The sequence below is a fragment of the Bradyrhizobium sp. STM 3561 genome (genome assembly GCF_045571455.1).
GTDB classification, from domain to species: Bacteria; Pseudomonadota; Alphaproteobacteria; order Rhizobiales; family Xanthobacteraceae; genus Bradyrhizobium; species Bradyrhizobium vignae.
Genome location: NZ_CP120695.1, coordinates 6,697,468 through 6,710,604, shown reverse-complemented (window position 1 = coordinate 6,710,604; position 13,137 = coordinate 6,697,468). Strand labels below are relative to the sequence as shown.

Sequence of the window (13,137 nt, the reverse complement as noted above, 5' to 3'; positions counted from 1 at the left end):
TCGCTATCTCCGCTCGCGCACCGAGCCTTCCTGCGCAACGGACGCCACCAGCGTGCCGTCGGGCTTGAAGATCGAGCCGCGGGTCAGGCCGCGGCCCGATTGCGCGCTCGGCGAATCCTGCGCGTAGAGCAGCCATTCGTCGGCGCGGAACGGGCGGTGAAACCACATCGCGTGATCGAGGCTCGCCGGCATCATTCGCTTGTCGAACAGCGTGCGGCCGTAGCGCGCCATGATCGCATCAAGCAGCGAGAAGTCGGAGGCGTAGGCGAGCGCGCACATATGCAGCGCCGGATCGTCTGGCAGCTTCGCGGCGGTCTTGATCCAGACGTGAATGCGGCCGTCCTCGATCTTCTGGCCGAAATAGCGGCCGAGCTCGACCGGACGCAGCTCGATCGGCCGATCCGATTCATAGTAGCGGCGGATGAACTCCGGCATCTCCTTGAACATCGGCTGCTTCGCCACCTCCTCCGCCGTGAGCTTCTCCGGCGGCGGCACATCAGGCATCTTGTCCTGATGATCGAATGAAGTCTCCTCGTCGGCGTGGAACGACACCATGATCGAGAAGATCGCGTTGCCATGCTGGATCGCGGTGACGCGGCGGGTCGAGTAGCTCTTGCCGTCGCGCAGGCGTTCGACCTGGTAGATGATCGGGATCTGCGGATCGCCCGGGAGGATGAAATAGCAATGCAGCGAATGCGGCAGCCGGCCCTCGACGGTGCGGCAGGCGGCAACCATCGCCTGCCCGATCACCTGGCCGCCGAACACCCGCTGCCAGCTCGTCTTCGGGCTGTTGCCACGGAACAAATTCACCTCGAGTTGTTCGAGGTCGAGGATCGAGATCAGGTCGATCAGGCTTTTGGACATCGGCGCGCTTTCGCTTTCGTCGTCGTTCCGCGACGCGCGTGAGCGCGAACCCGGAATCCAGAAGTTGTTGAGCGAGATTCCGGGTTCGCCTCTTCGAGGCGCCCCGGAATGACGGAACGAGGCCGTTCCGCCCTTGTTTCACCGCACTGTTTCGCCCAGCTCAAGTCTGCTAGCAAGACCGAGAATTGACCGGGAAGCTTGGTATGTCGGTACAGGGTAGCATTGTCATAGGTGGTGGCGCGTTTGCGGGGCTCGCGCTGGCCCTGGCGCTACGCCAGGGGCTCGGCCCCGAGATCCCCGTCATCGTCGCCGATCCCGCGTTCAGCACGCGGCCGAGCCGGGACCCGCGCGCCACCGCGATCGTCGCCGCGTGCCGCCGCCTGTTCGAGGCGATTGGTGCCTGGGACGACGTCAGGGGCGAGGCGCAGCCGATCCTCGACATGGTCGTCACGGATTCCAAGCTCGAGGACGCCACCCGTCCGGTGTTCCTCAACTTCGCCGGCGATGTCGCGCCGGGCGAGCCGTTTGCGCATATGGTCGAGAACCGCCGCCTGATCGATGCGCTGGTGGTGCGCGCCGAGGCCGAGGGCATCGATCTTCGCGCCACCACGGTCGTGTCTTACGACGGGCGCTCCGATGGCATCGACGTGACGCTTGGCGACGGCAGCGTGATCGCAGCCAGCCTCTTGGTCGCCGCCGATGGCGTGCGGTCAAGACTGCGCGAGCGCGCCGGTATCGTCACCCATGGCTGGGAGTACGATCAGTCCGGTATCGTCGTCACCGTCGGCCATGAACGCGATCACGAAGGCCGCGCCGAAGAACACTTCCTGCCGGCAGGTCCCTTCGCGATCCTGCCGCTCTCGGGCAAGCGCTCCTCGCTGGTATGGACCGAGCGCCGAGCCGAGGCCGCGCGCATCATCGGGCTCAGTGACGAGGAATTTCACAGCGAACTCGAGCAGCGTTTCGGCCTGCATCTCGGCGAGGTGAAGGTGCTCGACAAGCCGCGCGCGTTTCCGCTGTCCTATTTCGTCGCGCGTTCATTCGTCGCCGAGCGCCTCGCGCTGGTCGGCGATGCCGCCCACGTCATCCACCCCATTGCCGGCCAGGGCCTCAACATGGGGCTGAAGGACGTCGCGGCGCTGGCCGAGGTCGTGGTCGATGCCGCGCGGCTCGGCATCGATCTCGGCGCGGCGGACGTGCTCGAACGCTACCAGCGCTGGCGCCGCTTCGACACCATGGCGATGGGCGTCGCCACCAACTCGCTGAACTTCCTGTTCTCCAATCAGTCGACGCTGTTGCGCACGGTGCGCGACATCGGCCTCGGCCTCGTCGACCGCGCCCCGCCGCTGAAGAACCTCTTCATCCGCCAGGCCGCCGGCCTCACCGGCGAAGTGCCGCGGCTGCTGAAGGGCGAGGCGTTGTAAGGCGCAAGTTAGAGAGCGCTCGCGCCTCACTCTCTTCGCGTCGTCCCGGACAAGCGCGCCCCAAGCGCGCAATCCGGGACCCATACTCCGCAGCAAGAGTGTTGCGAAGACTCGAGGTGACCAGCTCGCGCAACAGCGCAATTCGGTGGTAACGGGTCCCGGCCTTCGCAGGGCCGACACCGAGGATGTGGCGCCGGCATTGCTCCAAACGAGCGACCGGCTACGCAAGCTTCAATCGATCTTGCGCGCCTCTTCCGGCAGCATGATCGGGATGCCGTCGCGGATTGGATAGGCGAGCTTGGCGCTGCGCGAGATCAGCTCCTGCTTGGCCGAATCGAACTCCAGCGGGCCCTTGGTCAGCGGGCAGACCAGAATTTCCAGCAATTTGGGGTCGACGCTGGCTTCGGGACGTTCGGTGGGCACGTTCATGGGGGTCTCCGGCAGTCGGCTGCCTTTAGCACAGAAATTCGCGTCCGGCATCACGGGTCTAAGCGACGAGCATCCCTAGGAGCTCGTCGAGCACGGCCTGAAGCCGCGCCGCCGGCAGCGGCGGGCCTGACAGCGCGGAACCGAGGAATGTCCAATAGAGGATCTGCGCGCGGGCCTGCGCCGTCGCCGGAGCCAGCCCACGCTTTTCCAGCAGCGCCTCGATATAGTCGAGCCTGCGGCGATCGATTGCGCGCACCGCCGCTTGCGTCGTCGCATCGAACGCGGCCCAGTTGCGCACCGCGCGCTCGAGGTCGAGCCGCGCGCCAAAGGATCTCCACAGCAGCATCTTGAGCGGCTCGTCGCTGGCGGCTTCGACATCTGCGATGATCTGCTCGGCCGCGATCTCGCGCCAGCGCTTCAGCACGGCAGCGTGAAACCCGGCCAGATCGGCGAAATGCCAATAGAAGCTGCCGCGCGAAACACCCATTGACTTGGCGAGCGGATCGGCCTTCAGCGCCGTGAAGCCGTTCTTGCCGAGCGCCTTCAAACCCTCCTTGATCCAGTCGTCGGCGGAAAGCTGCTCGGTCATGCCTGGCTCCGGATGGAGGCCATACACTAGTGTATTGACAGCCGCGGGCAAGTGGGTGCATATCCATACAGTGCTGTACGGATGGAGCATGCCCGATGCGAGACCTTCTCCTGCAATGTTCCGGCGCCGTCGCGATCCTCATCGCGCTGATCCACGGCGTGCTCGGCGAGAGCAAGGTATTCGCCCGCGCCAGCATCGAGCCGCCGCGCCTGCGCACGCTGATCCGACTGGTATGGCAGGCCGGCACCGTGGCGTGGATCGGCGGCGGCGTGCTGCTGCTGGTTGCGCCGCGGCTGGAATCGAGCCTCGCCCGGCACTGGATCGTCGCCACGCTCGCCATCGTGTTCGGCTTTGCAGCCCTCGCCAATGCTTTCGCCACGCGTGGCCGCCATTTCGGTTGGGTCGGCATGGGGGCAGTCGTCGCGCTCGCGGTCGCAGGCTACTAGCGCCGCGCATCCGGTCCGTGAGGCGTAAGGCTGCAGCGGCGGGGCCAAATCCGCATTGTGCGCAGAGAGCTCTCATGTTTTCGCGCATGTTAGAGGTTATCTAAAGCGAACCAGGGCCGTACGCGATTGACTTCACCGCCTTCTTTGCTTCCTTCGGTGCGCTCCGCGGCTTCGCGGCGCGTCCACGAGAGGAGGAGAGTTCGTGAAGGTCATTCGTGTTGTTGCCATTGCACTGACGATCGGAATCGGCGCGGGATCGACGGCCTTGGCCGACGGTTTCAAGGATTGCACCAAGCTCGACAAGGCGTCGTGGAAGCCGGCCAGCGAAGCCGAAGCCAAGGCCAAGGCGCTGGGCTATGAGGTGCGGCGCTCCAAGATCGAAGGCTCGTGCTACGAGGTCTACGGCGTCAAGGAAGGCAAGCTCTACGAGCTGTTCTACAGCCCCGAAGATCTCAGCCTGAAGCACACGATCGCCAAGTAAGGATCATCCCGGCTTGATCGAAAAAGCGGTGCCAGAAGCGCGCGGGCCGGCCGACCGGCCCCCTGCGGATCGAACCGCTCCGCGGACGGTCGCAGTCTGGGATCTGCCGCTGCGACTCTGGCACTGGGCTTTCGCGGCCAGCATCCTGGCCGCGTGGTTCACGCCCACCGTCTATGACCGGCTGCATCGCATCGTCGGCTATACGGTCCTTGGGCTTCTCGTCTTCCGTCTCGTCTGGGGTTTCTGGGGCGGTCGCTACTCTCGTTTCCGCATGGTCGGCGTCCGGCTCCTTGTCGCGCCACGCTATCTCTGGAATCTGCGCCGCGGCATCACCGGCCGCTATATCGGACTCAATCCCGCCGGCACGATGATGCTGGTGGCGCTGCTGCTCGCGGTCGCCGTCTCGGCGATCACGGGCGCGATGTCGGTGACCGTGACCTTCTTCGGCCTCTGGTGGGTCGAGGACACCCACCATTATTCATCGGATGCGGTCATCGTGCTGGTGGTGCTGCACGTGCTCGGCGTGCTGCTGATGGGACTTCTTCAGCGCGAGAACCTGATCCGGGCGATGATCACCGGCCGCAAGCGGATCCGGCATCATCTCTAAGCGAACCGGTCGAGTTCCCGAGCAGCCACAGGGCTACGTAGTTTCACGGGGCGGAGCCGTCTTAACCCGCACAACCACCCCCAACTGGCGTCATTTGCCGGGAAACATTTACCTCGCGATAGGCATGCAACCGGGCATTGCAGAAAATTAACGCGGACAAAGCCTGATCGGCTCAATCCTCGATAGTATTGACGAGGGAGCGATATTGCATGTTCCGCGTTTTTTCATGTCTTACGGCCGAGCACGATTTGCGGCTCGTCGTACTCGCAGGCCTGGTCTGCTTCGTCGCGAGCATCGTCGCAGCCAACATCTTTCATCGTGCGATCGCGACGCGCGCGCGAACGCGGTGGATCTGGATCGCGATTGCCGGCGCCGCCATCGGCTACGGAATCTGGGCCACGCATTTCGTCGCGATGCTCGCTTATGAGCCGGGTGTCACGACCGGCTACGGCCTCGTGCTGACGGCGTTCTCGCTCGCCGCGGCCATGGTTCTGACCTCGGTCGGCTTCGGTGTGGCGGTCGGCACGTCCGGTCGCTGGGGCGCGATGGCGGGCGGAGTCATCATCGGCGGCGGCATTGCCAGCATGCACTATCTGGGGATGTGGGCCCTTGAAGTGCCCGGCCGGGTCGCCTGGTCGGTGGACCTGGTAATCGTCTCGATCATTCTCGGCATGTGCCTCGGCTACGCAGCGCTGGCAGTTGCCCTCACCTACCAGGACTATCGGGGCACGCTGGGAGCGGCCGTCCTGCTCACACTCGCCATCGTGTCGCATCACTTCACAGCCATGGGCGCCGTGCAGATCACGCCGGACCCCACCCTCGCGACGGACAAGCTCTCGCTTTCTCCGGGTTTCCTCGCACTTGCCATCGCCGGTGTCGCACTTTCCGTGCTGGGGATGAGTCTGATCGGCGTGCTGGCCGATCGCCGCCTGGCAAGCCGAACCGCCAGGTTCGAGGAGATCATCAGCCAGCTTTCGCTCGCCCGGCAGCAGCTCGAAGATTCGCAGCTGGAACTACAGGAACAGACGCTCAGGCTGGATACGGCGATCAATCATATGGTCGAGGGTCTTTGCATGTTCGACGCCGAAAAGCGGCTTGTGGTCTGCAACGAGCGTTATGCCCGACTCTATCAGCTGCCGCCGGAGCTGCTGAGGACCGGGACATCGCATACCGACATCATCAGGCATCGTATCGCGAAGGGCATTCTCAAGGGCGATTCCAGCGAATGCGCTGCCGAGCAATTCATCTCGAAACTGGCGGCCCTGCCGTTCGATGCAGTTTCGAGCAGGATCGACGAGTTTGCGGATGGCCGGCTGATCCGCGTGACGCGACAGCCAATGGCCGGCGGCGGATGGGTGGCCACGCATCTCGACGTAACCGAGCAACGCCGGTCCGAGGCCAAGATCACCCATATGGCGCAACACGACGCGCTGACCGATCTGCCAAATCGCGTGCTGCTCAGGGAGCGGATGGAGCATGCGATTGCGGTGACGCGCAACGGCGGCCTCGATCTGGCCGTGCTCATGCTCGATCTCGATCGCTTCAAGGAAGTCAACGACACGCTTGGACATCCGGCGGGCGATGCGCTGCTGCGCGCCGTCTCCGCGCGTCTGCGCGAATGCGTCACGGAAACCGCGTTGATCGCGCGACTCGGCGGCGACGAGTTCGCGGTCATCGACTACGTGACCAACCCGGCCGTGGAGGCCGCCGCCCTTGCCGAGAACATCAGAAAGGCGCTTTGCGAACCCTTCGATCTCGGCGATCACCGGGTTACGGTGGGCACCAGCATCGGCATTGCGATCGCGCCGCGGGACGGCAACGATTCCGACGTGATCCTGAAGAGCGCGGATCTCGCGCTCTACTCGGCCAAGAGCGGTGGACGTGGTGCATACCGCTTCTTCGAGCCGGAGTTCGACGAGCTGATGCATGCGCGACGCAACCTCGAGCGCGACATGCGGGATGCGCTTGTTGGCCGTCAATTCGAGCTTCACTACCAGCCGTTCGTCAGCGCCGCGACCGGCGAGACCTGTGGCTTCGAGGCCTTGCTGCGCTGGCATCACCCGCAGCGAGGCCTGGTCCTGCCCGGCGAATTCATCCCGCTTGCGGAAGAGACCGGCTTGATCGTGCCACTGGGCGAGTGGGTCTTGAGGACCGCCTGCGCGGAAGCTGCCACATGGCCGACATCTGTCAGGATCGCGGTCAACCTGTCTCCCGCCCAATTCAGGAGCAAGGAGCTCGTTCCGGTCATCGTCGGCGCGCTGGCGAGTTCAGGACTCGCGCCGCACAGGCTCGAGCTCGAGGTCACCGAGACGGTGATCATGCATGACTGCGAAGCCGTCTTTGCGGTGCTCGCTCAGTTGCGCGAACTCGGCGTGCAAATCGCCCTGGACGATTTCGGCACCGGTTATTCATCGCTGAGCTTTCTGCAGAGATTCCCGTTCGACAAAGTCAAGATCGACCGCAGTTTCGTCGACGAACTCTCCGGCGTGCGGGCCGAGGCGCGCCATCTCGCGCGCGCAGTGGTTCGTTTCGCAGTCAGCCTCGGCAAGACGACGACCGCCGAAGGCGTCGAAACGAAGGAACAGCTCGACATCCTCCGCGAGGAAGGGTGCATCGAAACGCAGGGCTATTATTTCAGCCGGCCGATGCCTGCATCCGACATCGCCAGAATGCTGCGGCGGGACGAAGCGGCCGTCCGCGCTGCGTGAGCTTTCAGACCCTCACTGCAGCGGCGGATCGCCGCTGGTGCGTTTCTTGGCGAGATCCATCTCCGTGACGGCGATCAGGATCTCGGCGCGGGTCTTCAGGTCGGGTGCCTCGAGCATCGCCTGCTTCTCCGCGGGACCATAGGGCGACATCATCGCCAGCGCGTTGACGAGCGCCTCGTTGGGTGCGCTCTCGACGCCCTCCCAGTCGACCTTGAGATTGTTGGCCTTCAGGAAATCCGCCAGCACGGCCAGCAGCGCCTCGCGATCGACCTCCTCCTCGCCCCTTCGCGCGGTGAAGTCGTCGACGAAAGCGAAGAAGTCCACCTTGCACTGCCGATAGGGGGTGAGCACCTCGAGCTCCTCGACCACCTTGAAGCGCGAAACGCCGGTGAGCTCGAGGATGTAGCGGCCGTCGCCGGATTCGGCGAGCTGGGTGATGCGGCCGACGCAGCCGACGCGGAACAGTGCCGGCTTGTCGGAATCCTTCGGCGAATGCGCCACGTCCGGCTGGATCATGCCGATCAGGCGATGGCCGTCGCGGAAGGAATCGTCGACCATCGCGAGGTAGCGCGGCTCGAAGATGTTGAGCGGGATCTGGCCGCGGGGCAGCAGCAGCGCGCCCGGCAACGGAAACACCGGAATGATCTCCGGGAGGTCGGCGGGCCCGCGATATTCGATGTTGATCGGCATCTGCCCGGTCCCCCTGGCGTTGCCAGTACGTCCCTACGAAAACAGGATCGTCGACAAACGCTTGCGTCCCTCGACGGTTGCATCATCCGTGCCGCCCCAGGCCTCGAAGAACTGCACCAGCTGCTTGCGGGCGCCGTCGTCGTTCCACTTGCGGTCGCGCTTGACGATCTCGAGGAGCTGCTCGGTCGCCGCCGCGCGATTGCCTTGCGCGTTGAGCGCGGTGGCGAGGTCGAATCGGGCCTGATGATCGAGCGGGTTTGCGGCGACTTTCTGTTCCAGCTCGGCGACAGGGCCAAGCGATTTCGCTTGCTCGGCGAGATCGATCGCGGTCTGCACGGCCTTCACGGCCGGATCGTTGCGCTTGGAGTCCGGCACCATGGCCAGCGTCTGCTTGGCCTGCTCCAATGCGCCGGAGACGGCGTAACACTTCGCAAGGCCCGCAAGCGCCGCGATATTGGTCGAATCATGCTGGAGCGCCTCGGCATAGATCTGCGCCGCCGCCGCCGTGTCGCCCTCGGCGAGCACAGCTTCGGCCTCCTGCACGATCTCGGAGACGTTGACCTCGCCCGGCGCGGTGACGCCCTTGGTCAGCCGCTCGATGAAGGCATTGACCTGGCTCTCCGGCACCGCGCCCATAAAACCGTCGGCCGGCTGGCCGTTGACGAAGGCGATCACGGCCGGGATCGACTGGATGCCCATTTGGCCCGGGATCGCCGGATGGTGGTCGATGTTCATCTTGACCAGCTTGACCTTGCCCTTGGCCGCCTTCACCGCCTTCTCCAGCACGGAGGTGAGCTGCTTGCAGGGGCCGCACCACTCCGCCCAGAAATCGATCAGCACCGGCTGGCGCTTCGATTCCTCGATGACATCCTTCACGAAAGTCTGGGTGGTGGTGTCCTTGATCAGGTCGGCCGCAGCCGGGCCCGCCGCTCCGTTACCCTGGTCGATGATCGTCACGGGATCCCCTCGTCATGCTGGAATGGCGGCTCTTTAGCATGCCGCCGCATCATATGCTTGTGGTCGGCTCCTAAATTGGGCCGGATGGGCCGAATTTCAATCCAGGCGCCCCGATTCGCCGGTTCCGGAGCTTTTTCGGTCCATTTGGCCACGTTCGGGGTCCATATGGGGTCCTCAATTGCAAATCTATGCCGCGGGTAGCTGTTGCATTCCCCTCCCGCTTTTGGCATACGACAGCCGTTGCCGGCGCGTCACGCGACCGACACAGGATGCGGGTGTAGCTCAGTGGTAGAGCACGACCTTGCCAAGGTCGGGGTCGAGGGTTCGAGCCCCTTCGCCCGCTCCAAATTTTCCCAGAGCATCCAGCCAAACCGGATAGGGCCGTGGTTTTCCACGCAGCTGACGGCTGTATTGGATCTCAAATGACAATTCTGGTCACCGGCAGCGCGGGCCACCTCGGCGAGGCCATTCTGCGGACGCTCCATGGGCGCGGGTCGCCTGCCCGCGGGCTCGATCTGAAGCCCTCCCCTTTCACCGACGCCGTCGGCTCGATCGTCGATCCGGCGCTTGTGCGAGCGCAGATGGACGGCATCACTGCAGTGATCCACACCGCGACGCTGCACAAGCCGCATGTGGCGACCCACGGCAAGCGAGACTTCGTCGACACCAATATCACCGGCACGCTCAACCTGCTCGAGGCGGCCGCGGCGGCCGGTGTGAAGAGCTTCGTCTTCACCAGCACCACCAGCGCGTTCGGCTCGCAGCTGCGCCCCGAGGCCGGGCAGACCGCCGTGTGGGTCACCGAGGACCTGCCGCCGGTGCCGAAGAACATCTACGGCACGACCAAGCTGATGGCCGAGAACCTGTGCGAACTGTTCTTTCGCGAACGCGCCCTGCCGGTCCTCATCCTGCGGACCTCGCGCTTCTTTCCCGAGGACGACGATGATCCGGCGATGCGGTCGGCTTACGCGCTCGACAACGCGCAGGCCAACGAGCTGCTCTATCGCCGGCTGGATATCGCGGACGCGGTCAGCGCCCATCTGCTGGCCGTCGAGCGCGCGCCCAGAATCGGGTTCGCCCGCTACATCGTCTCGGCCACGAGCCCGTTCGAGCAACGTCATCTCGAAGCGCTTGCGCGCGATGCCGCCGGTGTCGTGCGCGAGCTCTATCCGGAATGTGCGCAGCTCTATGCGGTGCGCGGCTGGCGGCTCTTCCCCGCGATCGACCGCGTCTATGTCAACGAACGGGCGCGGCGGGAGCTCGGCTGGCGGCCCGAATACGACTTCGCGCATGTGCTGCGCAGCCTGCGAGATGACCGCGATTTTCGCAGCACCCTGGCGCGCGAGATCGGGTCGAAAGGCTATCATGACACGGTGTTCGAGGATGGGCCCTACCCCGTCGCTTCGTAAGCGCCGCGATTGCTGTTTTGCTCGACGTTTCAAATGCCTGTTCGACGTCACCGGGAGCGCGCCGGTCTGAGCCGTTCTACTGTGCATGGGGTTGTTTTCGCGTTTTTGTATGATCCCTCGTGCCGCCTGCAAGCGATCCGCGTGCCCAAATTGATTTCGCGCTGCAGCGAGAGCATTGTCGCGGCGGCGTCCGCCCGCTCATTGACATTGCGTCTCAATTTTTTCGGAGCGCAACCGCAGCACACGCGATGCGCTTCTCAGGGCTCGCAGATGTGCTAACCTTTTTACGTCTGTCGTCCCGACGGACTCAAAACTTCGCCTCTCGACTAGCAAAACAAAATAACGCGCAGCCCTCACGGCTGCCTTAGGGGAGTGACGCGATGACATCGATGTTCCATCGATCCGTGTTGGCGCTTGCGGCCGTGGCCCTTTTTGCCGGGACCAGCGTTGTCAATGCGCAGCAACAGGACAAGAACCGGGCGCTGAAGAAATACGAATCCGGTACCAAGGAGTTCTGGACCCATCCGCCGGACGACTGGTTCCTCGGCGACGAGACCGAGGCGCAAAAGGGTCTCGCGCCGCCCTCGGGCCCGCCGACCGGCGCCTCCGACGCCGAGCTCGCCAACATCGTCAAGAAAATCAAGCTGCCGCCGGGCTTCAAGATCGAGGTCTACGCCTCGGGCGTGCTTGCCGCGCGGCAGATGGCCTGGGGTGACAAGGGCACGCTGTTCGTCGGCTCGTTCGGTCTCGGCAACGTCTATGCCATCAAGGACAACAACGGAAAGAAGGAGGTCAAGACCATCCTCAAGGGCCTGAACATGCCCACCGGTCTCGCCTTCAAGGACGGCGCGCTCTACGTCATCGCCGTCGACAAGCTGATCCGCTACGACAACGCCGAAGCCAATCTCGACAATCTCGGCGAGGGCAAGGTCGTCTATGATGACATGCCGTCCTATGCCGCGCACGGCTGGAAGTACATCGCGGTCGACAAGGAAGGCTGGTTCTACATTCCGTTCGGCCCGCCCTTCAACATCGGCATTCCGCCGACCAGCGTGTCGCAGATCCGGCGCGTCGATCCCAAGACCGGCAACGCCGAGATCTGGGCGCTCGGCGTCCGCAACTCGGTTGGCGGCGACGTCGATCCGCGCACCGGCAAATACTGGTTCACCGAGAATGCCCGCGACTGGATCAGCGATGATCTGCCCTCAGACAAACTGAACATGATCAACAGGATCGGCGAGCATTTCGGCTATCCCTATTGCCACCAGGGCAATCTGCCTGACGACAAGTTCGCGATGGGCCACAAATGCTCCGAGTTCACACCGCCCGTGCTGAATCTCGGCGCCCATGTCGCGCCGCTCGGCATGAAGTTCTACACCGGCGACCAGTTCCCCGCCGACTACAAGAACAACATCCTGATCGCCGAGCACGGCTCCTGGAATCGTCACAAGTACCAGGGCGCGCGCATCGTACGCGTGATCGTCGGGCCTGACGGCAAGAACCCGAAGCAGGAGGTGTTCGCCTCCGGCTGGCTCGAGGGCGACCAGGGCTATCTCGGCCGACCCGACGACATCATCCTCGCCAAGGACGGATCGATCCTCGTTGCCGACGACTGGGCCGGCGCGATCTACCGCATCAGCTACAGCAAGAAGTAGCGCGACACGAGAACGAGGCTGCGACCGGGTGACGGCTGCAGCCTCTTTTGTCTGACGCAGCAGGCTCGCAGCGGAACAGGTTCGTCATGTCCGGACTTGACCCGGGTATCCACCAAACGAGAAACGTTTCACCAATGGGATGGATTGCCGGGCCTACGCTCACCGAACAGGCCTCGGCCTCGCAGGCGGGTCAAAGCCCGGCAATGACAGTCGGAGAAATCATCCATGCGAGCCGTTTGGTTTGGAGCTCTGGCAGCCAGCTTTCTGATTGCGCCGGCCACTCGCGCCGCCGACGTCTCCGCCGGCCAGGCCAAGGCGCAGGTCTGCGCCGGCTGTCACGGTGAGAACGGCATCTCGCAGACCGAGAACATTCCCTCGCTCGCCGGCCAGCCTGATCAATTCCTGCAATGGCAGCTCGTGTTCTTCCGCGCTGGCTCGCGCAAGAACGACCAGATGCAGCCGATCGTCGAGGAGATCAACAACGAGGACATCCGCAATCTCGGCGCCTATTTCTCCCAGCTGACGCCGCCGAAGGGCCCGGATGACAAAGATCCGGACCTGTCGAAGAAAGGCGCGCAGGTTGCCGCGGGCCGCCGCTGCGCCTCATGCCACACGGATAGCTATGCCGGCACCAAGGCGGTTGCGCGGCTCGCCGGCCAGCGCGAAGAATATCTCGTCAAGGCGCTGCACGATTACAAGGCCGGCCAGCGCGTCGGCGGCGGCGTCGCCGCGATGGCCGATGTCGCCTATCACATGAGCGACGAGGAAATCACCGCGGTCTCGCATTATCTGGCGCATTTGAAATAGCTGTTCGTCGTCCCGGACAAGCGCGCCTCAAGCCGCGCAGATCCGGGACGACACCGAGTGTGTGGCCGGCC

13 protein-coding genes and 1 tRNA gene are annotated in these 13,137 nt (G+C 64.2%); 9 read left to right on the top strand and 5 right to left on the bottom strand.

All coding sequences use genetic code 11. The features are described from left to right. Positions 1-3: 3 nt before the first annotated feature. Positions 4-864: an acyl-CoA thioesterase II gene (gene tesB / locus P6U28_RS31825; RefSeq protein WP_122400284.1), complete on the bottom strand. Its 861-nt coding sequence runs from the start codon at positions 862-864 to the stop codon at positions 4-6. 203 nt (positions 865-1,067) lie between these two features. Here tesB and P6U28_RS31820 point away from each other — a divergent pair, with 203 nt between their 5' ends. After that, on the top strand, positions 1,068-2,288 hold the full coding sequence (locus P6U28_RS31820) for a ubiquinone biosynthesis hydroxylase (RefSeq protein WP_407120460.1): 1,221 nt from the start codon (positions 1,068-1,070) through the stop codon (positions 2,286-2,288). 231 nt (positions 2,289-2,519) lie between these two features. Here the strand turns inward: P6U28_RS31820 and P6U28_RS31815 are convergent, their stop codons facing one another. Both P6U28_RS31815 and P6U28_RS31810 read right to left on the bottom strand, forming a co-directional pair. After that, entirely contained in the window at positions 2,520-2,717 is a 198-nt protein-coding gene (locus tag P6U28_RS31815; RefSeq protein WP_122400286.1) for a Trm112 family protein, read from the bottom strand. Positions 2,718-2,775: 58 nt separating this feature from the next. Beyond that, entirely contained in the window at positions 2,776-3,306 is a 531-nt protein-coding gene (locus P6U28_RS31810; RefSeq protein WP_407120459.1) for a TetR/AcrR family transcriptional regulator, read from the bottom strand. 95 nt (positions 3,307-3,401) lie between these two features. Here P6U28_RS31810 and P6U28_RS31805 point away from each other — a divergent pair, with 95 nt between their 5' ends. The 4 genes from P6U28_RS31805 to P6U28_RS31790 all read left to right on the top strand — a co-directional run bounded on the left by P6U28_RS31805 (position 3,402) and on the right by P6U28_RS31790 (position 7,548). Further along, the gene (locus tag P6U28_RS31805) at positions 3,402-3,752 is read left to right on the top strand and encodes a hypothetical protein (protein WP_122400287.1); all 351 of its coding nucleotides are present in this window, start codon (positions 3,402-3,404) and stop codon (positions 3,750-3,752) included. Between the two features lie 202 nt (positions 3,753-3,954). Then, the gene (locus P6U28_RS31800) at positions 3,955-4,233 is read left to right on the top strand and encodes a PepSY domain-containing protein (protein WP_122400288.1); all 279 of its coding nucleotides are present in this window, start codon (positions 3,955-3,957) and stop codon (positions 4,231-4,233) included. Positions 4,234-4,246: 13 nt separating this feature from the next. Continuing rightward, entirely contained in the window at positions 4,247-4,840 is a 594-nt protein-coding gene (locus tag P6U28_RS31795) for a cytochrome b/b6 domain-containing protein (protein WP_162500054.1), read from the top strand. 209 nt (positions 4,841-5,049) lie between these two features. Continuing rightward, positions 5,050-7,548: an EAL domain-containing protein gene (locus P6U28_RS31790; RefSeq protein WP_407120458.1), complete on the top strand. Its 2,499-nt coding sequence runs from the start codon at positions 5,050-5,052 to the stop codon at positions 7,546-7,548. Between the two features lie 12 nt (positions 7,549-7,560). Here the strand turns inward: P6U28_RS31790 and P6U28_RS31785 are convergent, their stop codons facing one another. Beyond that, a complete protein-coding gene (locus P6U28_RS31785; RefSeq protein ID WP_122400290.1) occupies positions 7,561-8,238 on the bottom strand; it encodes an LON peptidase substrate-binding domain-containing protein in 678 nt (225 codons plus the stop codon). Positions 8,239-8,271: 33 nt separating this feature from the next. After that, the gene (locus tag P6U28_RS31780; RefSeq protein WP_407120457.1) at positions 8,272-9,195 is read right to left on the bottom strand and encodes a tetratricopeptide repeat protein; all 924 of its coding nucleotides are present in this window, start codon (positions 9,193-9,195) and stop codon (positions 8,272-8,274) included. Between the two features lie 271 nt (positions 9,196-9,466). Between P6U28_RS31780 and P6U28_RS31775 the strand changes: the two genes are divergently transcribed. The 4 genes from P6U28_RS31775 (at position 9,467) to P6U28_RS31760 (ending at position 13,066) form a co-directional block, all read left to right on the top strand. Beyond that, positions 9,467-9,541 (top strand) — tRNA-Gly (locus P6U28_RS31775). Between the two features lie 76 nt (positions 9,542-9,617). Next, positions 9,618-10,604, top strand: a complete 987-nt coding sequence (locus P6U28_RS31770; RefSeq protein ID WP_407120456.1) for an NAD-dependent epimerase/dehydratase family protein — start codon at positions 9,618-9,620, stop codon at positions 10,602-10,604. Between the two features lie 380 nt (positions 10,605-10,984). Beyond that, positions 10,985-12,259, top strand: coding sequence for a sorbosone dehydrogenase family protein (locus tag P6U28_RS31765; protein WP_122400293.1), 1,275 nt, complete (start codon positions 10,985-10,987; stop codon positions 12,257-12,259). Positions 12,260-12,484: 225 nt separating this feature from the next. Then, a complete protein-coding gene (locus P6U28_RS31760) occupies positions 12,485-13,066 on the top strand; it encodes a cytochrome c (protein ID WP_122400294.1) in 582 nt (193 codons plus the stop codon). Positions 13,067-13,137 lie beyond the last annotated feature (71 nt).